22 protein-coding genes are annotated in these 22,499 nt (G+C 69.7%); 6 read left to right on the plus strand and 16 right to left on the minus strand.

Annotated features, from left to right (window positions below):
• The first annotated feature begins 15 nt into the window (after nt 1-15).
• The 6 genes from K225_RS0113700 to fba are packed head-to-tail and all read left to right on the plus strand — an operon-like array spanning nt 16 to nt 7,014.
• Nucleotides 16-894 carry a phosphoribulokinase gene (locus tag K225_RS0113700; protein ID WP_026436949.1) on the plus strand — a complete coding sequence of 293 codons (879 nt, stop codon included), beginning with the start codon at nt 16-18 and terminating at the stop codon, nt 892-894.
• Nucleotides 891-2,969 (plus strand): transketolase, encoded by a 2,079-nt coding sequence (gene tkt / locus K225_RS20820; protein WP_081679690.1) that lies wholly within the window; start codon nt 891-893, stop codon nt 2,967-2,969. Before K225_RS0113700 ends, tkt begins: the two co-directional genes overlap by 4 nt.
• Nucleotides 2,966-3,646, plus strand: a complete 681-nt coding sequence (locus tag K225_RS0113710; protein ID WP_026436950.1) for an HAD-IA family hydrolase — start codon at nt 2,966-2,968, stop codon at nt 3,644-3,646. Before tkt ends, K225_RS0113710 begins: the two co-directional genes overlap by 4 nt.
• Nucleotides 3,647-3,664: 18 nt before the next feature.
• Nucleotides 3,665-4,681, plus strand: coding sequence for a type I glyceraldehyde-3-phosphate dehydrogenase (gap, locus tag K225_RS0113715; RefSeq protein WP_026436951.1), 1,017 nt, complete (start codon nt 3,665-3,667; stop codon nt 4,679-4,681).
• Entirely contained in the window at nt 4,678-5,940 is a 1,263-nt protein-coding gene (locus tag K225_RS0113720; RefSeq protein WP_026436952.1) for a phosphoglycerate kinase, read from the plus strand. Before gap ends, K225_RS0113720 begins: the two co-directional genes overlap by 4 nt.
• Before the next feature lie 36 nt (nt 5,941-5,976).
• The gene (gene fba / locus K225_RS0113725; RefSeq protein ID WP_026436953.1) at nt 5,977-7,014 is read left to right on the plus strand and encodes a class II fructose-bisphosphate aldolase; all 1,038 of its coding nucleotides are present in this window, start codon (nt 5,977-5,979) and stop codon (nt 7,012-7,014) included.
• On the opposite strand, the gene K225_RS0113730 is transcribed toward fba, so the two are convergent.
• From K225_RS0113730 to K225_RS0113805, 16 genes are all read right to left on the minus strand, one after another.
• Nucleotides 7,005-8,363, minus strand: coding sequence for a sensor histidine kinase (locus K225_RS0113730; RefSeq protein ID WP_051248948.1), 1,359 nt, complete (start codon nt 8,361-8,363; stop codon nt 7,005-7,007). The two genes, fba and K225_RS0113730, sit on opposite strands and share 10 nt — an antisense overlap.
• A gap of 2 nt (nt 8,364-8,365) precedes the next feature.
• Nucleotides 8,366-9,823, minus strand: a complete 1,458-nt coding sequence (locus K225_RS0113735; protein ID WP_026436955.1) for a nickel-dependent hydrogenase large subunit — start codon at nt 9,821-9,823, stop codon at nt 8,366-8,368.
• Nucleotides 9,820-10,905 (minus strand): HupU protein, encoded by a 1,086-nt coding sequence (locus K225_RS0113740; protein WP_182119114.1) that lies wholly within the window; start codon nt 10,903-10,905, stop codon nt 9,820-9,822. The genes K225_RS0113735 and K225_RS0113740 overlap by 4 nt, the downstream gene beginning before the upstream one ends.
• A 1-nt stretch (nt 10,906) precedes the next feature.
• The gene (locus tag K225_RS0113745) at nt 10,907-12,361 is read right to left on the minus strand and encodes a sigma-54 dependent transcriptional regulator (protein WP_026436957.1); all 1,455 of its coding nucleotides are present in this window, start codon (nt 12,359-12,361) and stop codon (nt 10,907-10,909) included.
• Nucleotides 12,358-14,094, minus strand: a complete 1,737-nt coding sequence (locus K225_RS0113750) for an enoyl-CoA hydratase-related protein (protein WP_034712726.1) — start codon at nt 14,092-14,094, stop codon at nt 12,358-12,360. The genes K225_RS0113745 and K225_RS0113750 overlap by 4 nt, the downstream gene beginning before the upstream one ends.
• Nucleotides 14,091-14,573: a hypothetical protein gene (locus tag K225_RS0113755; protein ID WP_034712729.1), complete on the minus strand. Its 483-nt coding sequence runs from the start codon at nt 14,571-14,573 to the stop codon at nt 14,091-14,093. The genes K225_RS0113750 and K225_RS0113755 overlap by 4 nt, the downstream gene beginning before the upstream one ends.
• Before the next feature lie 109 nt (nt 14,574-14,682).
• Nucleotides 14,683-15,795, minus strand: a complete 1,113-nt coding sequence (gene hypE, locus K225_RS0113760; RefSeq protein WP_051248951.1) for a hydrogenase expression/formation protein HypE — start codon at nt 15,793-15,795, stop codon at nt 14,683-14,685.
• Nucleotides 15,792-16,949 (minus strand): hydrogenase formation protein HypD, encoded by a 1,158-nt coding sequence (gene hypD, locus K225_RS0113765; protein ID WP_026436961.1) that lies wholly within the window; start codon nt 16,947-16,949, stop codon nt 15,792-15,794. Before hypD ends, hypE begins: the two co-directional genes overlap by 4 nt.
• Entirely contained in the window at nt 16,946-17,194 is a 249-nt protein-coding gene (locus tag K225_RS0113770) for a HypC/HybG/HupF family hydrogenase formation chaperone (protein WP_026436962.1), read from the minus strand. Before K225_RS0113770 ends, hypD begins: the two co-directional genes overlap by 4 nt.
• Nucleotides 17,185-18,366: a hypothetical protein gene (locus tag K225_RS0113775; protein WP_026436963.1), complete on the minus strand. Its 1,182-nt coding sequence runs from the start codon at nt 18,364-18,366 to the stop codon at nt 17,185-17,187. The genes K225_RS0113770 and K225_RS0113775 overlap by 10 nt, the downstream gene beginning before the upstream one ends.
• 10 nt (nt 18,367-18,376) lie before the next feature.
• Entirely contained in the window at nt 18,377-19,363 is a 987-nt protein-coding gene (gene hypB, locus K225_RS0113780) for a hydrogenase nickel incorporation protein HypB (protein WP_026436964.1), read from the minus strand.
• 32 nt (nt 19,364-19,395) lie between these two features.
• The gene (locus tag K225_RS0113785) at nt 19,396-19,743 is read right to left on the minus strand and encodes a hydrogenase maturation nickel metallochaperone HypA (RefSeq protein ID WP_026436965.1); all 348 of its coding nucleotides are present in this window, start codon (nt 19,741-19,743) and stop codon (nt 19,396-19,398) included.
• Nucleotides 19,736-20,899 (minus strand): hypothetical protein, encoded by a 1,164-nt coding sequence (locus K225_RS20825; RefSeq protein ID WP_051248954.1) that lies wholly within the window; start codon nt 20,897-20,899, stop codon nt 19,736-19,738. Before K225_RS20825 ends, K225_RS0113785 begins: the two co-directional genes overlap by 8 nt.
• The gene (gene hybE / locus K225_RS0113795) at nt 20,896-21,387 is read right to left on the minus strand and encodes a [NiFe]-hydrogenase assembly chaperone HybE (protein WP_051248958.1); all 492 of its coding nucleotides are present in this window, start codon (nt 21,385-21,387) and stop codon (nt 20,896-20,898) included. Before hybE ends, K225_RS20825 begins: the two co-directional genes overlap by 4 nt.
• On the minus strand, nt 21,384-21,605 hold the full coding sequence (locus tag K225_RS0113800) for a rubredoxin (protein ID WP_369794863.1): 222 nt from the start codon (nt 21,603-21,605) through the stop codon (nt 21,384-21,386). The genes hybE and K225_RS0113800 overlap by 4 nt, the downstream gene beginning before the upstream one ends.
• Before the next feature lie 2 nt (nt 21,606-21,607).
• Nucleotides 21,608-22,495 carry a hydrogenase expression/formation protein gene (locus K225_RS0113805; RefSeq protein WP_026436968.1) on the minus strand — a complete coding sequence of 296 codons (888 nt, stop codon included), beginning with the start codon at nt 22,493-22,495 and terminating at the stop codon, nt 21,608-21,610.
• Between the last annotated feature and the right edge of the window lie 4 nt (nt 22,496-22,499).

The raw sequence follows: 22,499 nt of genomic DNA on the forward strand, positions 1-22,499 counted from the left end.
TCACGGGACGTCACCATGTCTGAGCGCCACCCCATCATCGCCATCACCGGCTCGTCGGGCGCGGGAACCACTTCGGTCACCCGCACCTTCGAGAACATCTTCCGCCGCGAAGGCGTCAGCGCCGCCATCATCGAAGGCGACAGCTTCCACCGCCACGACCGCAAGGAGATGAAGCAGCGCCAGGCAGAGGCCGAGCGCGCCGGCAACGGCCACTTCAGCCACTTCGGCCCGGAGAACAACCTCTTCCCCGAACTCGAAGCGCTGTTCGCCGCCTATGGCCGCAGCGGCACCGGCATGTCGCGCAAGTACCTGCACGATCCCGACGAGGCCGCCCCCTACCGGCAGGAGCCGGGCACCTTCACCCCATGGGAAGAACTGCCTACCGGCACAGACCTGCTGTTCTACGAAGGTCTGCACGGCGCAGTGATCACGCCCGACGTGAACATCGCCCAACACCCCGACCTGCTCATCGGCGTCGTGCCGGTGATCAACCTGGAGTGGATCCAGAAGCTCTGGCGCGACAAGTCCAAGCGCGGCTACAGCACCGAGGCGGTGACCGACACCATCCTGCGCCGCATGCCCGACTACGTGAACTACATCTGCCCGCAGTTCGCGCACACGCACGTCAACTTCCAGCGCGTACCGTGCGTGGACACGTCCAACCCCTTCATTGCGCGCGAGATTCCCGCGCCGGACGAAAGCTTCGTCGTGATCCGCTTCGCCAAACCCAAGGGCATCGATTTCCAGTACCTGCTGAGCATGGTGCACGACTCGTTCATGTCGCGCGCCAACACCATCGTGGTGCCCGGCGGCAAGATGGAGCTGGCGATGCAGCTCATTTTTACGCCCTTCATCTGGCGGATGATGGAGCGCAAGCAGAGGGCCTTCGCATGAGCACCGCCCGCCAACAACCCAATCTCGATCTTGCGCGCCGCATGGCGAACGCCATCCGCATGCTGGCGGTGGACGCGGTAGAGGCCGCGAACTCGGGCCACCCGGGCGCACCCATGGGCATGGCCGACATCGCCGAGGTGCTGTGGAACCGCCACCTGCGCCACAACCCCGCCAACCCCGCCTGGCACGACCGAGACCGCTTCGTGCTCTCCAACGGCCACGGTTCCATGCTGCTGTACGCGCTGCTGCACCTCACGGGCTACGACCTGTCGATGGACGACCTGCGCCAGTTCCGCCGCCTGCACAGCAAGACCGCCGGCCACCCTGAAGTGGGCGTGACACCGGGTGTGGAAACGACCACCGGACCGCTGGGCCAGGGCCTGGCCAACGCGGTCGGCATGGCGCTGGCCGAGAAGCTGCTCGCGCACCAGTTCAACCGCCCCGGCCACGACATCGTGGACCACCACACCTACGTGTTCCTGGGTGACGGCTGTCTCATGGAAGGCATTAGCCACGAGGTGTGTTCGCTCGCAGGAACGCTCCGCCTGTCCAAGTTGATCGCGCTGTACGACGACAACGGAATTTCCATCGATGGCCATGTGCAGGGCTGGTTCACCGACGACACACCGCGCCGCTTCGCTGCCTACGGCTGGCACGTGGTCACAGTGGACGGTCACGACCCCAGCCTGATCCACGCCGCGCTGCAGCGCGCACGCAGCGCGGCCGCGCAGGCCGAGGGAAAGCCCACGCTGATCTGCTGCAAGACCGTGATCGGCAAGGGCGCGCCCAACAAGCAGGGCAGCCACGACGTGCACGGCGCCGCCCTGGGCGCCGCCGAGGTTCAGGCCACGCGCGAGGCGCTGGGCTGGAGCACCGCGCCCTTCGAGATTCCGGCCGACATCGCTGCCGCATGGAACGCCACCGAGCGCGGGTGTGCGCTGGAAACGCAATGGCTGGCGCGTCTCGCCGCCTACCGCCAGGCCTTCCCGGTCGAAGCCGCCGAGTTCGAACGCCGCATGGCCGGCGACCTGCCCGAGGCCTTCGTGAACGAAATTCCCGCGCTGGTGGCGGCGCTCGGCCAGTGCACCGATGCGGTGGCCACCCGCAAGGCCAGCCAGCTCGCGCTCGATGCCATGGCACCGAAGCTGTCTGAAATCTTCGGCGGCAGCGCCGACCTCACCAGCTCCAACCTCACCAACTTCAAGGGCTGCGTCACCGCCGGGCCAAACAAGGCTGGCCGCTTCAGTGGTGGCAACCACCTGAGCTACGGCGTGCGCGAGTTCGGCATGGCCGCCATCATGAACGGCATGGCACTGCACGGTGGTTTCATTCCCTACGGCGGCACCTTCCTCGCGTTCAGCGACTACAGCCGCAACGCGGTGCGCATGGCCGCGCTGATGAAGCTGCAGGTGGTGCATGTGTTCACGCACGACAGCATCGGCCTGGGCGAAGACGGTCCGACCCATCAGCCGGTGGAGCATGTGCCCAGCTTGCGCATCATCCCGGGGTTGGACGTGTGGCGGCCCGCCGATGCGCTGGAAACGGCCGTGGCCTGGTCCCATGCGCTGCTGCGGCGCGACGGTCCCACCGCGCTCGCGCTCTCGCGTCAGAACCTGCCGCAGCTGGGCGATGCGTCGCGCGCAGCGGACATCCGGCGCGGGGGCTACGTGCTCTCGGACATGGACGGTGCTCAGGCGGTGATCGTCGCCACCGGTTCCGAAACGGCGCTCGCCATGCAGGCACAGACCGCGCTCGCGGCCGAAGGCATCGCCACACGCGTGGTCTCCATGCCCTGCACCAACCTGTTCGACCGGCAGGACGCCGCCTGGCAGGACGCGGTGCTGCCGCCCGCGCTGCCCGCTATCGCGGTGGAGGCCGCGCACCCCGATTTCTGGCGCAAGTACGTCGGCCGCACCGGGCGCGTGGTGGGCATGGCCAGCTTCGGCGAATCGGCACCCGCGAAAGACCTGTACGCACACTTCGGCATCACCGCCGCGCGCGTGGCCGACGAGGTGCGCGCACTGGTGCACCCACGCCCGCGTGTGCGCGCCGGCATCGAAGCGGTGACGGCATGAGCGCGAACGTCCAGGCTTTCGACTTGGCAATGTTCGACCTCGACGGCACCCTGGTCGCCACCGCCGGCGAGATTGGCGACGCCGTCAACGACACGCTGGTGCGCTTCGAGCTGCCAGCGGTCTCGCAGGTGCAGGTGGAGCGCTGGATCGGCCACGGCACGCGCGAGCTGCTGATCCAGGCACTGGCATCGGCCAGCGACACCACCGCCGAGGTGATCCGGTCCAGCAGCTCACTGAGCTTGATCGCTGCCGAATTCGATCGCCACTACCAACGCCGTTGCGGCACGCGCAGCCAGCTCTACCCCCAGGTGCGCGACACCCTGTTGGCCCTGCGCGAGCGCGGCGTCAAGCTCGCCGTCGTGACCAACAAGGAAAGCCGCTACACCGCCACCGTGCTCGATGCACACCGCCTCGCACCGCTGTTCGACCGCGTGATCAGCGGCGACACCCTGCCCACCAAGAAGCCCGACCCCGCTGGCATCCACAGTTGCCTCACGCAGTTCGGCGCGGCCGCAGAACGCGCGCTGTTCGTGGGCGACTCCTCCATCGACGTGGCCACCGCGCGCAACGCCGGCGTGCGCGTGTGGGCGCTGCCCTATGGCTACAACATGGGTGAGCCCATCACCGCCAACCAACCCGATCGCGTCATTCCCGACATCTCTGTCCTGTTGAACTGAATTTCCCTCGAACACCCCATGACACAGAAAGCCCCCATCAAGATCGGCATCAACGGCTTCGGCCGCATCGGCCGCAACGTGCTGCGCAGCGCCATCCAGAACTTCCAGGACATCGAAGTCGTGGCCATCAACGACCTGCTGGAGCCCGAGTACCTGGCTTACATGTTGCAGTACGACAGCGTGCACGGCCGCTTCAAGGGCGACGTCAAGGTCGAGGGCAACACCCTGATCGTCAATGGCAAGAAGATCCGCCTGACGCAGGAGCGCGACCCGGCCAACCTGAAGTGGGCCGACGTTGGTGCGGAGGTCGTCATCGAATCCACCGGCCTGTTCCTGGACAAGGTCACCGCGCAGAAGCACCTGGACGCGGGCGCCAAGAAGGTCATTCTGTCGGCCCCGAGCAAGGACGACACCCCGATGTTCGTCTTCGGCGTGAACGACAAGACCTACAAGGGCGAGGCCATCATCTCCAACGCCAGCTGCACCACCAACTGCCTGGCGCCCATTGCCAAGGTGCTCAACGACAAGTGGGGCATCAAGCGCGGTCTGATGACCACGGTGCACGCGGCCACGGCCACGCAGAAGACGGTGGACGGCCCGAGCAACAAGGACTGGCGCGGCGGTCGCGGCATCCTGGAAAACATCATCCCTTCCAGCACCGGTGCGGCCAAGGCCGTGGGCGTGGTGATCCCCGAGCTGAACAAGAAGCTCACGGGCATGTCCTTCCGCGTGCCGACCTCCGACGTGTCGGTGGTCGACCTGACGGTGGAACTCAACAGCGAAGCCAGCTACGACGAGATCAAGGCCGAGATGAAGGCCCAGTCCGAAGGCGCGCTCAAGGGCGTGCTGGGCTACACGGAAGACAAGGTGGTCGCCACCGATTTCCGCGGCGATACCCGCACCTCGATCTTCGACGCCGAAGCCGGCATCGCGCTGGACAAGACCTTCATCAAGGTGGTGAGCTGGTACGACAACGAGTGGGGCTACTCCAACAAGTGCCTGGAAATGGTGCGCGTCGTGGGCTACGCGAAATGAAGCCTCTGCGATTCAGCGATGTGTGTGCAACCGGCTTCGCGCGCGGCAAGCGGGTCTTCATCCGTGCCGACCTCAACGTGCCTCTATCGCCCCCCATGCTTCGCTGCCCCCCCGAGGGGGGAGCAACCGCCTTGGGGCGGCCCGGCGGCGGCTGGGACGACAGCGGCCGCATCACGGAAGACACGCGCATCCGCGCTAGCATCCCGGCCATCCAGATGGCGCTGGACGCCGGCGCGGCGGTCATGGTCACGAGCCACCTGGGCCGGCCCACCGAAGGGGCGTTCAAGCCCGAGGACTCGCTCGCCCCCGTGGCCGCACGCCTGGGCGAGCTCATGGACCGCCCGGTGCGCCTCGTGGCCAACTGGATCGACGGCGACTTCTCGGTCGCCCCCGGCGAGGTCGTGCTGCTGGAGAACTGCCGCCTCAACGTGGGCGAGAAGAAGAACAGCCCCGAACTCGCGAAGAAACTCGGCGCGCTGTGCGACATCTTCGTGCACGACGCCTTCGGCACCGCCCACCGGGCCGAAGGCACCACCTACGGCATCGCCGAGACCGCGCCCATCGCCTCCGCCGGCCCGCTGCTGGCGGCCGAGATGGACGCCATCGCCAAGGCGCTGGCCGCGCCGAAGCGCCCACTGGTCGCCATCGTGGCCGGCAGCAAGGTCAGCACCAAGCTCACCATCCTCAAGAGCCTGGCGAACAACGTGGACAACCTGATCGTCGGTGGCGGCATCGCCAACACCTTCATGCTGGCCGCCGGCCTGAAGATCGGCAAGAGCCTGGCCGAAGCCGACCTGGTGGACCAGGCCAAGGCGGTAATCGAGGCGATGAAGGCGCGTGGCGCCGAGGTACCGATCCCGACCGACGTGATGACCGCCAAGGCTTTCAGTGCCGATGCGCCGGCCACGGTCAAGAAGGCCACCGACGTGGCCGACGACGACCTGATCCTGGACATCGGCCCCGAGACCGCGGCCAAGCTGGCGGCACAGCTCAAGCAGGCCGGCACCATCGTCTGGAACGGCCCGGTGGGCGTGTTCGAGTTCGCCGCGTTCGAAGGTGGCACCAAGGCGATTGCGCAGGCTATTGCCGACAGCAGCGCCTTCAGCATCGCCGGTGGTGGCGACACGCTGGCCGCGATTGCCAAGTACGGCATCGAGAAGGACGTGGGCTACATCTCCACCGGCGGCGGCGCTTTCCTCGAAGTGCTCGAAGGCAAGACGCTGCCGGCGTTCGAAATCCTCGAACGCCGTTCGTCCTGATGCCCCCTTTTCTTTTTCAATCCACAGGAGATTCCCATGGCGCTCGTTTCCCTCCGACAGGTGCTCGATCACGCAGCCGAACATGGCTACGGCGTGCCCGCCTTCAACGTCAACAACCTTGAACAGATCCTCGCCATCATGGAAGCCGCGCAGGAGACCGACAGCCCGGTGATCCTGCAGGCCTCGGCCGGCGCGCGCAAGTACGCGGGCGAGGCCTACCTGCGCCACATGGTGCTGGCGGCGGTGGAGGCCCACCCCGACCTGCCCGTGGTGCTGCACCAGGACCACGGCGCCACGCCGGCGGTGTGCATGCAGTCGATCCGCTCCGGCTTCACCAGCGTGATGATGGACGGCTCGCTGCGCGAGGACGGCAAGACGCCGGCCACCTACGACTACAACCTCGCGGTGACACGCCGCGTCTGCGACATGGCGCATGCCGTGGGCGTGTCGGTGGAGGGTGAACTCGGTTGCCTGGGTTCGCTGGAAACCGGCGAGGCGGGTGAAGAAGACGGCGTGGGCGCGGTGGGCAAACTTACGCACGACATGATGCTGACCGATCCCGACCAGGCCGAGGACTTCGTGCGCCGCACCGGCGTGGACGCACTGGCGATCGCCATCGGCACCAGTCACGGCGCCTACAAGTTCACGCGCCAGCCCACCGGCGACATTCTCGCCATCGACCGCATTGCAGCCATCCACGCCAAGGTGCCGAACACGCATTTGGTGATGCACGGCAGCTCCAGCGTGCCGCAGGAGTGGCTGGCCATCATCCGCGAGCACGGTGGCGACATCAAGGAAACCTACGGCGTGCCGGTGGAAGAGATCCGGCGTGGCATCCAGAACGGCGTGCGCAAGGTGAACATCGACACCGATATCCGCCTGGCCATGACCGGCGCCATGCGCCAGACCTTCGCGAAGGAACGCAGCGAGTTCGATCCGCGCAAGGCGCTGCTGGCCGCCAAGAAGGCCGCGCGCGGCGTGTGCCGAGAACGCTTCGAAGCGTTTGGCAGCGCGGGACAGGCAGGAAAGATGAAACCCGTGCCGCTGGACGCAATGGCCGACAGCTACGCCTGAGGTGCCAGCGGCAGCTCCAGCACAAACTCGGCACCGCCACGCTCGGCATCGGATTCCGCGTTGCGGGCGCTCAGCCGTCCGCCGTGCTGCTCCACGATGCCGTAGCTGATCGACAGGCCCAGGCCCGTGCCCTTGCCCACCGGTTTGGTGGTGAAGAAGGGATCGAAGATGCGCAGCAGGTGCTCGGGCGGAATGCCCGGGCCGTTGTCGCGCAGCACCACGCGTGCCATGCCATCGGCCTGGTCGATGCTCACCCAGATGCGCGGTGCCGCGTGCTGGCCCACGGCGTCAAAGCCGTTCTGCAGCAGGTTCATCATCACCTGCTGCAACTGGCCGGCGCTGCCCATCACGGTGCAGGGTGCGCCGCCGGCCCATTGCACATCGATGGGCGTCGAAAGCCCCTTCTGCACCCAGTGCACGGCGCGCTCGATCACGTCCACCAGGTTGACCGGTTTGCGCTCCTCTGAATCCATCGCCGAGAAGCGTTTGAGGCCATGCACGATGTCGGCTGTGCGCTGCGCGCCTTCCAGCGTGCCCTCAATCAGCGAGGGCAGATCGGCCAGCAGGTGCTCGATTCGCAGCTTGCGTCGCATCTCATCCAGCACGGCCGGCGGCTCGTGAGCATGCATCGCAGCGAGGTAGGTGCGCAGTCGGTCGCTGTACTTGCTGAGCGCGTGCACGTTGCCCAGCACGAAGCTGATCGGGTTGTTGAGCTCGTGTGCCACGCCAGCTACCAGCTGGCCGAGCGAGGCCATCTTCTCGGAGTGCAGCAGCTGCTGCTGCGTGCGCTTCAAGGCCTCGTGCGCGGCGCGCATCTCGTGGTACGCGCGCTTGAGCTCGGCCGTCGGACGACCCACCCACACCGTGCCGACGCGACGGCCCCGCTCGCCGATGCGCGGTGTGCAGTTCGCATCCACCGAGACGGCCTGGCCTTGCCGGTCCAGCAGGTTGAGTTCGATGCCCTCGCCTGCACGCGGTGCGTCGGCCTTTTCCATCGCCGCACGCGCCAGCTCCTGGCTCTGAGCGTCGGCCAGCAGGCCGTAGAGCGGCGTGCCGCGCAGCTGCTCCTCGGGGCGCCCGGTCAGCTCGCAGAGCGCGGCGTTGGCCTGCTCGATCACGCCGCTGTCGTCGCAGACCACCAGCACGTCGGACATGGAGGTGAGCACGCTGAAGATGAACTGTTGCGACTGCTCCAGCTCGGCGTTCTTCTTCTCAAGTTCGACCTCATCGTCGATCAGCCGGGTGTAGACCTCGTCCATCTTCTGGATGACGTCCATCCAGGTGGATTCGTCCACACCATCCATCGGGCCGGTGGGAAGCGGCAGACTGGGCGGGCGCGGCTTGTTCATCGTCAGTGGACGGTGCAGACCATGCACGGGTCGAACGAGCGAACGATGTGCTGCACAGCCACCGGTGTCTTCTCGCCTTCGCGCACCGGCGCGTTCACCAGCGCCTGTTCGAGTGCGCCCGGTATGCCGGCGGCGTCTCGTGGCGAGAAGTTCCAGCTGGTGGGCGCCACGATCTGGTAGTTGGCGATGCGCCCGTTCCTCAGGACCACCCAGTGCCCCAGGCTGCCGCGCGCGGCTTCCGACAGGCCGACGCCACTGCCCTCGTCGGGCAACTCGGACGGCACGCAGAAAGGCTCTGTCGGGCGCAGAGCGCCGAGCCAGTCTTCCATCATGGGGACCACGCGCGCGAGCTCCAGAACACGCGCGAGCACGCGGGTATAGACGTTACCGCCACAGCGCACCACCGCATCGCGCACTAGGGGGTGGCCGGCGGCGAGCTGGCGCGCGATGGCACCGGTCTCGATCACTTCGCCACCAAGACGCGGCGCCTTGTTCCAGGTGTAGCCGCGCGCCTTGTCGGGGTCGGGCCGGGTCTGGCCCTGCAGCGGGTGCAACGGGCCGCTGCCGTCGGCCAGCCACGCGTGTGTGGCGTCTTCGGTGATGGCGCTGGCGTCCACCGCGTCGAGCCGCGCCATATCGGCGCGCCACACGCCACCGGGCAGAGCCCAGCCTCCATCGGGCTGGGCATAGGCGCCGTAGCTCAGGTAGCGACCCGGCCCGGGGCCGAGCGTGTGCAACTGCAGCTCCCGCACCAGCGTGAGGAAGAAACGGAGGTCGCCGCTCAGCGGAGCTTGTGCGTGCCAAGTCCACAGCGCGTCTTCGCTGTCGATGCTGTTGATGGCTTCCAGTGGCGCGGCAAACAGCTGGCGTTCCAGGAATGAGCGGAACTCGCGCACACGCGAGAGCAGCCGCACGCGCTCGGCGGCGTCGATGGGGCGCGTGCTGCCACCGGGTTCGATGGACTGCGTGTGCGGCCACTTGCCACCCAGCGTGCCCAGCAAAGTGAACCAGCGCTGGCGCGCCGCGGTGGCCGCGCGCACCTGCTCACCGCGGTTAGGCGCAAAACGGCGCACCGCCTCGGCATGCCAGCCGTGGCCGGCGTACACCGGGCGCGCAAAGTCGGGCATGAAGAACAGGTAGAAGTGCGTGAGGTGGTCGGCCAGGTTCTCGGTCGCCAGGATCACGTTGCTCGCGTGCTGCCCGTTGGCCGGCATGGCGATGCCACCCAGGTGCGCCAGCGCGCGCGCCGAAGCCACCGACTGCGACACCGAGCAGATGCCACAGATGCGTGGCACGTACACCAGCGCATCGTGCGGCGCCTTGCCCTGCAGGATCTGCTCGAAGCCGCGGTACATGGTGGCGTTGACCTGCGCCGAGGCCACGCGGTCGCCCTGCACGTCGAGCTGGACTTCCAGATCGCCTTCGACGCGGTTGAAGGGGCCAACGAGCAGACGTGTCATTTCAAGCGTGTCTTCCGCACAGCCGGCTTGACGACGAGGTGGTCGGCCACCGCGTTGTGCTTCACGCGCTTCGGCGTGGCGCTCTTGGAGAGCGACGCCAGCGCCACGAACCAGGCCTTGGGCATGTCGGTGGGCAGGCCGATGGGAATGCCGGCGAGCTTGGGCGTTTCGTGGAACGGGTGGCCGGGTTCCTGGAAGCCCGGTTCGGTACAGGCGATGCAGGCATAGCCGCCGCGGGTGCACGAGCCTTCGCCGTTCCACAGCCGCGTGTTGCAGTCGGCGTGCACCTGCGTGCCCTTGCAACCCATGTGTTCCATCATGCAGCCGAGGTCGGACGGCTTCTCTGCACTCGCCTTGAACTCGTAGTACTCGTTGCGCGTGCAGCCGTGGTGCACCAGCTGGTCGGCGTAGAAGCGCGGGCGGTTGAGCGGGTCGAGGTCGTCTGCGCCGAAGCTGTCGGCGGCCAGCGCCATCAGTGTGTCGATCACCCAGCTCGGGTGCGTCGGGCATCCGGCCACATTGATCACTGGCAGGCCACTGGCCGAGCGGAAAGCCGCGCCGAGCAGGCCACCCGCTTCGTCGTCTTCGTATTGCAGACCGCACGCGTCGGTGGGGTTGTCGCCACCGGCGGTTATGCCGCCCCAGGCCGCGCAGCTGCCCACGGCCACCACGTGTTTCGCGCGCGCGCTGAGCCGGCGCACCCAGTCGATCATCGGCAGCTGCGTGCCGGCCAGCATGTGGAAACGGCCGGTGCCGTTCGGGCCGCGCAGCAGCGAACCTTCTACGCACAGCGCGTCCAGCCGCGTGCGGCCGTCGAGCACCGCGTCGAGCAGGTCCAGCAGTTCGTCGCCGCTCTCCATCGACAGCGAGGGATGCCAGAGCAGGTGGATGCCTGCGTCGCGCAGGTGGCCCTGAAAGTCGGTCGTGTCCGCGCACAGCAGCGACATGCTGCAGCCGCCGCACCCACCGCTCTGAAGCCAAAGAACGTTCAAGCCCCCACGCTCCACCGCTGCGCGGGTCGCTGCCCCCCGAGGGGGCTGATCCGGCTTGGGGCGGCCCGGCGCCGTATCGTTCAGTGCCATGTCACTTCTCCAGTCCCAGGCGTTGCATCTTGCCGCGCAGGCCCACGCGCGAGAGGCCGAGTTCCTGCGCCACGCGGGTCTTGTTCCAGCGGTGGCGCTGCAGGGTCTCGCGCAGCACCATCGCCTCGATCACGTCCAGCCGCTCGGCCAGCGTGCCGCTGGTGGGCAGGGCGGCCTGCAGGTCTTCGCCGCCCTTGCCGTGGCCTTGCAGCACGCGCGCCGAGAACGACGCGGCTTCCAGCTCGCGCCCGTCCTGCAGCGCGAGCGCGCGCGCGATCTCGTTGCGCAGCTCGCGGATGTTGCCGGGCCAGGGGTAGGCGAGCAGGCAGGCCAGCGTGGCGTCGGGCAGCGAGGCGCCGGGGTGGCCCAGCTCGTTTGCCACGTCCTGCACCAGCTGGTGCGCGATGGGCGCGATGTCGGCCGCGCGCTCGCGCAGCGGCGGCACGGTGAGCGTGACGCCCGCCAGCCGGTAGTACAGGTCTTCGCGGAACAGGCCGTCGCGCACGCGCTGCTCCAGGTCGCGGTGGGTGGCGGCGATCACGCGCACGTCCACCGGCATCGGGCGCGCGCCGCCCACGGGCCGCACCTCGCCTTCCTGCAGCACGCGCAGCAGCTTCACCTGGAACGCGGGCGAGGTCTCGCCGATCTCGTCGAGGAACACGGTGCCGCCGTGCGCGCGCTGGAACAGGCCGGGGTGGTCTTCGTAGGCGCCGGTGAAGGCGCCGCGCTTGTGGCCGAACAGTTCGGACTCGAGCAGCGTGTCGGGAATGGCCGCGCAGTTCTCCACCACGAAGGGGCCGGTCAGGCGCGGCGAGGCGTAGTGCACCGCGCGCGCCAGCAATTCCTTGCCGGTGCCCGACTCGCCGAGCACGAGCACCGCGATGTCGTAGCGCGCCACGCGCTGCGACATCGCGCACACGGCGTCCAGCGGGCTGCCCGGCGCGCGCACGATGCGGTCGAAACCGAAGCTGGCGCGCGCGCGGTCGATCTGCGTGGCGGTGCGCTGGCGCAGCACGCCGGTGCTGGTGCGCAGCTCCAGGTCGAGCCGGCTGGTCTGGCGCTGCAGCGACTGCGCCTCCACCGCGTTGCGCACCGAGTCCAGCAGGTGGTCGGGCGCCCAGGGCTTGAGGATGTACTGGTAGATGCCGGCCTCGTTGATGCCGGCAATGATGTCCTCGCTGTCGGTGTAGCCCGAGATCACGATGCGCACCGCCTCGGGCCAGCGCTCGCGCACTTCCTTGAGGAAGGCCACGCCGGTGATGCCCGGCATGCGCTGGTCGCACAGGATCACACTCACCGGCTGGCGCTCCAGCAGGCCGCGCGCCTCGTCGGCGCTGCTGGCGGTGAACACGGTGAAGTCCTCGTCCAGCGTGCGGCGCATCGCGTCCTGCGAGCGCACCTCGTCGTCCACCACCAGCACGGTGGGCAGGGCGTCGATGGGCAATGGCGCGTTCATCGGTGCAAGGCCAGGTGGCGCGGCGTCCAGGCGTGCGGCACCTTGTGCACGAAGTGGTGGCGCGCGACGTGGTAGCTGGGATCGAAGCCGTAGAAATTGCGGTGCATGCGCGCGAGTTCCTGTTCGCGGTGGTGGGCCAGCGGGCGAAGGTTTTCATCGCGCTCGCGGGTGGCCTGGCGGGCCGCCAGCCTCTGCGGCAGATTGTAGGAGGCCGCGAGCGCCAGCGCGCGTTCCAGGCAGCGCGTTTCGAAGCCCTCGCGTGCCCCATCGTCGCAGTGGTCGATCAGGCCCATCGCCGCGGCCTCGCGCGCCAGCAGCGGCAGGCGCTGCGCCATCAGCGCCTTCGCGCCGGCCTCACTCAGGCGGCGCGGCAGCAGGTAGGTCCAGTACTCGGAGCCGTAGAGGTTGCCCATGTTCTTGTAGTGCGGGTTGAGCACCACGCCACCGTGCGCCCACACCTCGTCCGCCGCCAGCGCCAGGAAGGCACCGCCCGCGCCCGCGTTGCCGCGCAGCACGCTCACGGTGAGGCGGTCCGGCGTCTCGATCACGGCGAGCGCCGCGTCGTTCATCGCCTGGATGTGGCGCCACGAGGCGTCGGCCGCGCTGTCGCCGGGCCGGTGCGCGGCCGCCTCGATGGCGTTGAGGTCGATGCCGTTGCTGAAGAAGTCTTCACCCCCCAGCAGCATGAGCACGCGCACCGGCCGCTCTCGCAGTTCGAGCAGCGCGTCGCGCAGGCGCTCGCAGCGCGCGATGGACATCGCACCGTTGTGGAAGTCGAAGCGCAGGCAACCCACGCGCGCGCCGTCGGGGCCGTGTTCGGTGTAGCGCAGCTCGCTCCACTCGTCGTCGGCGCGTTGCAGCGGCACGGGCAGGCGGCGCAGGGCGAGGGCCTCGGTGGCGAAGGCGTCGGCCGCGGCCTGCTTGAAGCCGGGTGCGCCGTCGGCCACGCGGCGCGCCTGGCCGATCCACACGCCGCCATCGCGCGTGCGGCGCAGCAGCGCGCCATCGCGCACCGCCAGCACCTCACCCGGCGCGGCGTGCGCGAAAGCCGCCATCGTGGCGGCAGAAGCGGCGTGGCCGTCGCCCAGGTGGCAGGCGTGGCCCCAGAGCGCATCGAGCACGCCGGGCTGGCCGTCGGCGCAGCGCAGCCGCGCCAGCACCTCGGCGGTGCCGTGCCGCGCCCAGTCGATGGCGCGGTCGGCCTGCCGCATCGCGGGCCGCCATTGCGCGGGTGGTGGTGCATCGCCATGGCGCTCGCCGTTCCCGAAACGCTGCACGGCGGCGAGCGTGGCCTGCAGCGCGGCCTGCGTGACCTCGCGGCGGTACAGGCTGCCCTTGCTAGCTTCGCGCATGGCAAACGCCGCGTGCGCCCACACCGGGCCGGCGTCGAAATCGGCGTTGGCCTGCAGCACCGTCACGCCCCATGTGCGCTCGCCGCGCAGCACCGCCCAGTCCAGCGCGCTCGGCCCCTGGTCGCCCGGTGGGCCGGGGTGCACCACCAGGCAGGTGAGCGCCTGCCACACGCTGGCCGGTATGCGGCGCTTGAGAAAGGGCGCGAGCAGCAGGTCGGGCCGGAACAGCGCCACGGCCTCTTCGGTCACGCGGTCGTTGATGTCGAGTTCCACGCTCACCGTGTGGCCGCGCGCGCGCAGCTCGGCGAACAGGCGCTGCGTGAGGCTGTTGAAGCTGTGGCACAGCAACAGGATGCGCAGGCCGCCGGGTGCTGCGCTCATGTGGGTGGCCGCAGGCCCTGCAGCTCGCGCGCGGCGTGCTTGCGGCCCATGTGGGCCGAGAGCCGCGTTTCGATGTGGTCCAGCGCGGTGTTGAACGAAGTCACCGTGCGCGCGGCGCGCAGGGGCTGCACCACCTCGGGCGTGTCCACGCCGAAATGCGCCGCCAGCCGCGCCAGGGCCTGGCGGCACAGCGCTTCGTGCACCGGCGCCGGCAGCTCGCGTTCCAGCTCGGTTGGGGGCGAAGGCGGCGGTGGTGACGGTGCGGCCGGCGGTGCCACCGGTTCGATCAGCCCCAGCGCCAGCAGCGCCTGCATGTGTTCGCGCACCTGCGGCACACCGCGCTCGGCCAGCGCGCGCACCGTGTCGCTGCCGTTCACCATGATCAGCACCGAGCGCATGGCGGCCGGCACGCGCTCCGAGCGCTGCACGATCTCGGCCCGTCCGCGCGCGGTTTTCTGGAACACCTGAGAAGACACCATCAACTCCTTCCGGCGCGAAGTGCTTTCATCCAGAGACAACGAGGGTCCGGCTTCGCCGGCCCAAGTTGTCGCCCCCTCGGGGGGAGGCGCCGAAGGCGACGCAGGGGGGTCAACATATCCTGGGAAGCTGTTCACCGCTGAGCCAGTCGACCACGCGCCGCCCGCCGAAACGCGTGGCCATCTGCACGAAGTGGTGCGGGTCGGTGGTGACCTCGCCGATGCGCGCGGCCTCGGCGCCCAGTGGATGGGCGCGCATGGCGGCCAGCACCGCGTCGGCCGCCTCGGGCGCACACACCGCGACCAGCTTGCCTTCGTTGGCCACGTACAGCGGGTCCAGGCCGAGCAGTTCGCAGGCCGCGTCCACCTGGGCGCGCACCGGAATGGCGGCCTCCTGCAGCAGCATGCCCACGCCGGACTGGCGCGCGATCTCGTTCAGCGTGGTGGCCAGCCCGCCGCGCGTGGGGTCGCGCAGCACGCGCACCGCGCCCGGCGCGGCGTGCAGCATGGCGGCCACCAGCGTGTGCAGCGCGGCGGTGTCGCTTTCAATGGTGGTCTCGAACGCGAGCGACTCGCGCTGCGAGAGCACCGCCACGCCGTGGTCGCCGATGGTGCCGGAGAGCAGCAGCACGTCGCCCGCGCGCGCGTTGCGCCCGGCGATGTCCACGCCCGGCGGCACCACGCCGATGCCGGTGGTGCTGATGAACACGCCGTCGCCCTTGCCCTTCTCCACCACCTTGGTGTCGCCGGTGACGATGGGCACGCCGGCGGCGCGCGCGGCCGCCGCCATGGAACGCACGATGCGCTGCAGCTCGGCCAGCGGAAAACCTTCTTCCAGGATGAAGCTCGCGCTCAGCCACAGCGGCGTGGCGCCGGACATGGCCACGTCGTTCACCGTGCCGTGCACCGACAGGCAACCCACGTCGCCGCCGGGAAAGAACAGCGGCGAGACCACGTGGCCGTCGGTGGCCATCACCAGCCGGCCCTGGCCGTTCGGGAACGCGGGCAGCGGCAGGCGCGCGCCGTCGTCGCCCTGGCGCAGGTAAGGGTTGTCGAAGGCGGCGAGGAACAGTTCCTCGATCAGCTGCGCCGCCGCCTTGCCGCCCGCGCCGTGGCCCATGTCCACGCGGCCGTGTTTGATGTCGAGCGGTCGGGTGTAGTTCTTCTTCACCGGCTTCGGCGCCGGGGCCTCGCCGCTGGCGGTCTGGTCGATGTCGGCTCTCATGGTGTGGCCTCCTCGGTGGCGGCCACGACCGGAATGTCGCGGAAGCGCCCGTAGGTGTAGTGCGCCGCGCAGGCGCCTTCGCTCGACACCATGCACGAGCCCACCGGGTTCTCGGGCGTGCACACGGTGCCGAAGATCTTGCAGTCGGTCGGCCGCTTCACGCCGCGCAGGATCGCGCCGCACTCGCAGGCCTTGTTGTCGGCCACCGGCTTGTAGTCGAGCGCAAAGCGGCGCTCGGCGTCGAAGGCCGCGTAGGCCTCGCGAATCTTCAGCGCGCTGTACGGCACCTCGCCCAGGCCGCGCCATTCGAAGCTGGGCCGCAGCTCGAACACCTCGGACACCACGGCCTGCGCCTTCAGGTTGCCTTCGGAGGTGACGGCGCGGCGGAACTGGTTCTCCACCTGCGCGCGGCCTTCGTTGACCTGGCGCACCAGCATCAGGATGGCCTGCATCACATCCAGCGGTTCGAACCCCGCGATGACGACCGGCTTGCGGTATTCCCCGGCGAAGTGTTCGTAGGGGCCGGAGCCGATCACGATGCTCACGTGCGCGGGGCCGACGAAGCCGTCGATGGGCACGGTGCCGTACTGGCGCACCTCGGGCGATTCGAGGATGTGCGTGATGGCCGAGGGCGTGAGCACGTGGCAGCACAGCACGCTGAAGTTGGTCAGGCCTTCGCGCTTCGCGAGCTGCAGGGTGAGGGCGGTGGGTGGCGTGGTGGTCTCGAAACCGATGGCGAAGAACACCACCTCGCGCTGCGGGTTCTGCCGCGCGATGGTGAGCGCGTCGGCGGCGGAATACACCATGCGGATGTCGCCGCCGCGCGCCTTCGCGCGGATCAATGAAAGGCTTTCCGAAGCCGGCACGCGCATGGTGTCGCCATAGGTGCAGACGATGGCGCCCTGCGCGAGCGCGAGGCCGATGGCCTGGTCGATGCGGCCGATGGGCAGCACGCACACCGGGCAGCCGGGGCCATGCACCATCTTCACGTTGGGCGGCAGCAGCTCCATCACGCCGTAGCGCGAGATCGCGTGCGTGTGGCCGCCGCAGAACTCCATGAAGCTGTAGGTGCGCGCCGGGTCGGCCTCGGCGGCGATGCGCGCGCCGATCTGCTGGGCGAGTTCGCCGTCGCGGAATTCGTCGATGTATTTCATTTGATCGTCTCCACCACCACGTCTTCATTCAGCTGCGCCATCTCCGCGAACATCGCGAGCGTGCGCTCGGCCTCTTCGGGGTCGATGGTGCCGATGGCGTGGCCCACGTGCACGATCACGTAGTCGCCCACCTGCACGTCGGCGACCAGGGCGATGGAGATCTCCTTGCGGATGCCACCGAGGTCGACCACGGCCTGGTCGTCGGGTCGCAGCTCCACCAGCCGCGCGGGTATGGCTAGGCACATGGTTGAGATTCCTTTTCGTGGGTGTCGTTGTGGTGTGCGGTGCCGGCTTCGAGCTGGCGCGCCGCGACCCAGGCCTGGCCGAGGGCGAGACCGGCATCGCCACAGCCGCTGGAGCCTGGCAGGTGCACCGCGAGGCCGGCGGCGCGCAGGCGTTCGCTCACGCGCTCGCGCAGCACACGGTTGAAGAAGCAGCCGCCACCCAGGCACACGGTGCGTGTGCCGTGTGCGCGCGCGGCCTGTGTGGCCCAGTGCGCCAGCGCGTCGGCCAGCGCGAGGTGAAAGCCCGCCGCCGCTTCGTCCACGCGCTCCGCGGGCACGTCGAGCAGGCGCGCGAACAGACCGCGAAGGTCCAGGCGGTGCTGGCCATCGGGCAGGGTGTCGGTGAGCAGGTCCACCAGCGCGTCGGCCAGCGGCTCGGGGCCCGCGTGGTGCGCAAGCCAGCGGCTGGCCGCCGCTTCCAGCGCGATCGCGGCCTCGGCCTCGTCGGTCTGGCGCACGCTCAGGCCCAGCGCGGCGGCGGCGGCGTCGAACCAGCGGCCGGTGCTGCTGGTGAGCGGGCTGTTCAGGCGGCGGTCCAGCATCTGCCGCACACCGCTCGCCGTGGCCTCGCCCACCGCTGGGGCGAAGCGCGGCACGATCTCGTCGCCGCGCTCCAGCGCGTGCAGCGCGCTCGCGGCCATGCGCCAGGGCTCGCGCGCAGCGCGGTCGCCGCCGGGCAGCGCGAGCGGGTGCAGGTGGCCCAGGCGCCGCAGCCGCGCGCCGTCCACCAGCAACAGTTCGCCGCCCCAGGCTTCGCCGTCGTCCCCGAGGCCCACGCCGTCCAGCGCGAGACCGATCACCGGGCCTTCGATTCCCTGTTCAGCCACCACCGCCGCGATGTGCGCGTGGTGGTGCTGCACGCCGATGACGGGCACGCCCAGCGCGTCCGCGAGTTCCACGGCGAAGCGGGTGCTGAAGAAATCGGGGTGCAGGTCGTGCGCCACCGCCTGCACCGGCTGGCCGTGCCGGCCCAGCAGCGCGCTCGCCGAGGCTTCCAGTGCGGCGCAGGCCACCGGGTCGCTCAGGTCGCCGTGCACTGGCGACCAGTGGGCCTGCCCGCGCGCGTCGAGCAGGCACGCGGCGTTCTTCAGCCAGGCGCCGCAGGCGAGCACGGAAGGGGCGGTGCGTTCCATGATGCTGGTGTCAGCCCGCGGTGGTGGCGCTCAGGGCCTCGCGTGTGCGGGCGAGTTCGGCCTCGAGCTGGCGCACGCGCTCGCGCAGCGCGGTTTCGCTGCCGTGGGTTTCGTCGTGGTGGTGATGGTGGTGGTCGTGGCCCATGCGGTGGTCCAGCCAGTGCAGCCATGCGTCCATGCCCTCACCCGTGGTGGCCGAGAGCTGGATCACCTCGATGCCCGGGTTCACGCGCCGCGCGAGTTCGATGCAGCGCGCCACGTCGAAGCGCACGTGCTGCAGCAGGTCGATCTTGTTGAGCACCATGAGCGAGGCGGCGGCGAACATGTCCGGATACTTCAGCGGCTTGTCCTCGCCCTCGGTCACCGACAGGATCGCCACCTTCGCGGCCTCGCCCAGGTCCCACACGGCGGGGCACACCAGGTTGCCCACGTTCTCGATGAACAACAGGCTGTGCGCGTGAGGGTGGTGGTGGCCGTGGTCATGACCGTGGTCGTGCGTGTGCAGGCGCGCGAAGGCCTCGGACACCATGGGCGCGTCGAGGTGGCAGCCCTTGCCGGTGTTGACCTGGATCGCCGGTGCGCCGGTGGCGCGGATGCGGTCGGCGTCGAAGCTGGTCTGCTGGTCGCCTTCGATCACCGACACCGCCAGGCCCGGCGCGTGCGCCTTCAGCGCTTCGATGGTGGCGCACAGCAGCGTGGTCTTGCCCGAGCCCGGGCTCGAGACGAGGTTGAGCGCTGTGACGCCGTGCGACTCGAAGTGCGCGCGGTTCTGCGCGGCCACGCGGTTGTTCGCGCCGAGGATGTCGGTCTCCAGCTTGATCGCGCGCGCCTGGCTCATGCCCGGCACCGACACGCGGGCCGAGCCCGCGCCGAAGTGCAGGTCGCCGTTGGCCGGGTTCACCTGCACCGGCGCTTCCGTGGCCGGGGCGTGGTGGTGCTGGTGTGAGGGGTGTGGGTGCGTGGCACCGCTGTCACTGCATCCGCATACGACGCACATGTCGAGTCTCCTGTTCTGTCTCGTGAGGCATTTCAATCATCGGCCACTTGCATGTCGAGCACGCGCAATTCGCTGCCGCCGGTCGGTTGCAGGTGGAAGCTGCCGCAGGCCGGGCAGGCGTCGCCGCGCTGCGCCAGGGCCACAGTCGTCGAGCAGCCCAGGCACCAGGCCTGGCCGGCCGGTTCGTCGATCTCGATGCGCGCGCCGTCCAGCAGCGTGCCGGGCGCCAGCGCCTCCAGCGCGAAGCGCAGCGCGCGCACGTCCACGCCCGCGAGCTGGCCGGCTTCGAGGCGCAGCGCCAGCAGGCGCGTGAAGCCTTCGCGCGCGGCGGTCTCTTCCACCAGCTGGAGCACGCCGCCGGCCAGGCTGGCTTCATGCATGGCCGGCCTCCTGTGCCTGGGCGCGGGGCAACGCGCGGTGTTCGATGGCGAACGGCACGCAGGGGTCGAACGCGGCCACCAGCAGGTTCACGCGCCGCGCGAGCGCGGCTTCGGGCAGGGCGGGGTCGAGCCGGGCCACGTGCCGGGCCACCTCGCCCTGCGGGTGGAAATTCCATTCGGTGGGCGCGACCACGCGGCAGGCCAGCACGCGCTGGGACACCGGGTCCACCTCCACCTGGTGCACCAGCAGGCCGCGCGCCATCTCCACCCAGGCCAGACCCCGGTTCGGCCCGGTGGAAAGCCCGCCCCAGTGCAGCCAGGCGTCGCCACCGTCGAGCGCAAGGCGCGACAGCTCTGCCAGGCGGCTGCCCAGCAGCGCCCAGGGTGACAGCGGTGTGTCGTCGGCCGCGCCGGCCAGGCGCGTCCACGGGCCGGTGTGGGCGCAGGCGCCGTGCCACTGCGGGCGCAGCGCGAACTGCGGCTTGAGCGCGAGCGTGGCGCCCAGCATGCGCAGGCCGGGCGGCTCGGCGTGCGGGCGCAGCGCGTGGTCGAGCGACAGCGGCGCGAAACCGTCGGCGCTGCTGCGCGCGCCGGCCACCAGCGCGGGCATCCAGTGGTGAGTGTGGCGGCGGCTCCAGGTGTGCAGCCAGTCGGGGCCGCCGGCCTGCCAGGCCGCGAGCCAGTCGGCGGCGGGCATCTGCAGCAGCGTGTGTTGCAGCCACTCGCGCAGCGGCGGCCAGGGTTCGGGCAGGGCCTGCGTGGGCGAAGGCCAGTGGCGCAGCGCGGACAGCGCGCTGGCGGCGTGTGCGCTGCGCGCGGCGCCATCGGCCAGCAGGCGCGGCCAGTCCAGGCCGATGCGGCGCACGTGCTCCATCGCGGTCTCGCGGCGCAACTGTTCGGCCACGCGCTCCTGTGGCGGCAACAGGCCGGGCGCGGCGGCGTCGATGGCGAGCTGGCTGCACAGGCGGTGCGCTTGGCTGCAGAGGTTGAACAGGCTGCCCATGAGGCCGGGCAGGCGCGCCGCCGGCACGCCATGGCCCATGCGCGCGGCCCAGTCCTGGCGTGTGCTCATCAAACCGAGTGGCGGCGGCGCACCGGGGGTGATGCGCAGCGCGCCCGCGAGCTGCTGCAGGCCGGGCATGGCCGCTGCGCTCATGCGCGCACCCCCGCACCCCGACCGAGAAAGAACGCCCGGCGCGCCGGCACGGGTTCAACCGGCACCGGCGTGGCCACCGGCGCGGGTCGGGCCAACGCCAGCGCTTCCTGCGCGGTCTCGCGCGCCAGCGCCTGGGTGGTGAATTCGCCCATGGGTGAGAACAGCGCGCAGGTCTCGTGGTAGCCGATGGCGGGATCGTGCGCGCCGATGAAATCGAAACGCTCGCTGCCGAAGTTGCGCACGAAGCTGCGGCCCACCTGGTTGCCGTGCGGCAGCGGTGGCGCGGGCAGGCGCACCAGGCTCATGAACCACGGCGTGATCAGCACGCCCTCGGCCACCGGCTCTTCGGCGTCCGCGCCCCATTCGAAGCCCACCGCTTCCACGCACAGCGCCGCGTTCAGCAAGGGAATGCCCTGCATGCGCTCGACCTGCACCCGGCGGTAGAAATCCACCAGGGTCTGCACGCGGGTTTGCAAGGCGGCGTTCATGGAAGCAACAGAAACTGATCGGGTTCGCAATCGCAGTTCGGGCAGCGCCAGTGCGAGGGCAGATCGGCGAAGGGCGTGCCGGCGGGAATCTGCCATTGCGGGTCGCCCGTGGCGGGGTCGTACACCCACCAGCAGATCTTGCATTCCAGGCGCGAGTCCGGCCGCAGCACCTCGCGGTTGCCGAGGTAGGAGCCCTCGAAGCCTTCGAAGTGTTCCACGCTCAACTCCCTTCCAGCCAGGCCATCACCTCGCGCAGCCGGTCGTGCGAGTCGCGTAGGTCTTCGGGTGCGGCCATCGCCACCTCGGGCATGTCCACCACCTCCACCGTGTTGAGGATGACCTTGTCCATGGAGTTGTAGTACACCACGCGCCAGCAGTTCGGCAAGCGCGTGTTGGAGATGCGGCAGTTGCCGTAACCGCGCGACAGCATCAGCACGCGGCCGGTGCCGAGCTGGTGGTCCAGAAAGCCGATGTCTTCCGGCGACACCGGCAGCAGCGTGAGGTTGACCACGTGCGGCACCTGGCCGGGCCGCCACTGCGCCACCTGGTCGCGGATCTCGTCCACCAGCAGTGGCGCGTTCTGCACGTTGGGCGGCAGCTCGCCGCGCCACACGGGCTGTTCGGCCCACACATCCTCGGCGGCGATGGCGGCGAACAGCGAAGGCACCGGGCCGACCTCGATCGCGTCGTCCACCGGCACCAGCACGGGTTCGTCTGCGCCCTCGCCGCGCCGCCAGGTCATGAGCCGCCAGACGCCGGCGAATACCGATTCCTGCACGCGCACTTCCAGATTGCCTGCGCTCAGCTGCACGATGGCACTGGCCTCGCCCTCGCCCATCACCTGGTTGATGACCTGGAAGTCGCGCGGGGCCAGCCGGCCCAGCGGCACCATGCCCGGCGCGCCGCCATTGGCGCCGCGCTCGAGCAGCGCCAGCACCTGCTGCAGCGCGTTGCGCGCCTGGTCCAGGCCCGCGAGTTCCTCGGGCTCGGGCAGCATCGGCGGGCGGTAGGTGTCCATGTCTTTCGGCATGGGCATGTAGTCGAGCGAATCGTCCTCGGTGTGCGTGCCGGGGCCCAGGGCCACGAGGGGAATGGGGAATTCTTTCATGGGG

This window comes from Acidovorax sp. JHL-9 (assembly GCF_000426205.1).
In the GTDB taxonomy this organism is placed as follows: Bacteria; Pseudomonadota; Gammaproteobacteria; order Burkholderiales; family Burkholderiaceae_C; genus Acidovorax; species Acidovorax soli.

Coding starts and splice junctions, on each gene's coding strand:
- K225_RS0113700 (WP_026436949.1), top strand. CDS start 16: ATGTCTGAGCGCCACCCCATCATCGCCATCACCGGCTCGTCGGGCGCG.
- tkt (WP_081679690.1), top strand. CDS start 891: ATGAGCACCGCCCGCCAACAACCCAATCTCGATCTTGCGCGCCGCATG.
- K225_RS0113710 (WP_026436950.1), top strand. CDS start 2,966: ATGAGCGCGAACGTCCAGGCTTTCGACTTGGCAATGTTCGACCTCGAC.
- gap (WP_026436951.1), top strand. CDS start 3,665: ATGACACAGAAAGCCCCCATCAAGATCGGCATCAACGGCTTCGGCCGC.
- K225_RS0113720 (WP_026436952.1), top strand. CDS start 4,678: ATGAAGCCTCTGCGATTCAGCGATGTGTGTGCAACCGGCTTCGCGCGC.
- fba (WP_026436953.1), top strand. CDS start 5,977: ATGGCGCTCGTTTCCCTCCGACAGGTGCTCGATCACGCAGCCGAACAT.
- K225_RS0113730 (WP_051248948.1), bottom strand. CDS start 8,363: ATGAACAAGCCGCGCCCGCCCAGTCTGCCGCTTCCCACCGGCCCGATG.
- K225_RS0113735 (WP_026436955.1), bottom strand. CDS start 9,823: ATGACACGTCTGCTCGTTGGCCCCTTCAACCGCGTCGAAGGCGATCTG.
- K225_RS0113740 (WP_182119114.1), bottom strand. CDS start 10,905: ATGGCACTGAACGATACGGCGCCGGGCCGCCCCAAGCCGGATCAGCCC.
- K225_RS0113745 (WP_026436957.1), bottom strand. CDS start 12,361: ATGAACGCGCCATTGCCCATCGACGCCCTGCCCACCGTGCTGGTGGTG.
- K225_RS0113750 (WP_034712726.1), bottom strand. CDS start 14,094: ATGAGCGCAGCACCCGGCGGCCTGCGCATCCTGTTGCTGTGCCACAGC.
- K225_RS0113755 (WP_034712729.1), bottom strand. CDS start 14,573: ATGGTGTCTTCTCAGGTGTTCCAGAAAACCGCGCGCGGACGGGCCGAG.
- hypE (WP_051248951.1), bottom strand. CDS start 15,795: ATGAGAGCCGACATCGACCAGACCGCCAGCGGCGAGGCCCCGGCGCCG.
- hypD (WP_026436961.1), bottom strand. CDS start 16,949: ATGAAATACATCGACGAATTCCGCGACGGCGAACTCGCCCAGCAGATC.
- K225_RS0113770 (WP_026436962.1), bottom strand. CDS start 17,194: ATGTGCCTAGCCATACCCGCGCGGCTGGTGGAGCTGCGACCCGACGAC.
- K225_RS0113775 (WP_026436963.1), bottom strand. CDS start 18,366: ATGGAACGCACCGCCCCTTCCGTGCTCGCCTGCGGCGCCTGGCTGAAG.
- hypB (WP_026436964.1), bottom strand. CDS start 19,363: ATGTGCGTCGTATGCGGATGCAGTGACAGCGGTGCCACGCACCCACAC.
- K225_RS0113785 (WP_026436965.1), bottom strand. CDS start 19,743: ATGCATGAAGCCAGCCTGGCCGGCGGCGTGCTCCAGCTGGTGGAAGAG.
- K225_RS20825 (WP_051248954.1), bottom strand. CDS start 20,899: ATGAGCGCAGCGGCCATGCCCGGCCTGCAGCAGCTCGCGGGCGCGCTG.
- hybE (WP_051248958.1), bottom strand. CDS start 21,387: ATGAACGCCGCCTTGCAAACCCGCGTGCAGACCCTGGTGGATTTCTAC.
- K225_RS0113805 (WP_026436968.1), bottom strand. CDS start 22,495: ATGAAAGAATTCCCCATTCCCCTCGTGGCCCTGGGCCCCGGCACGCAC.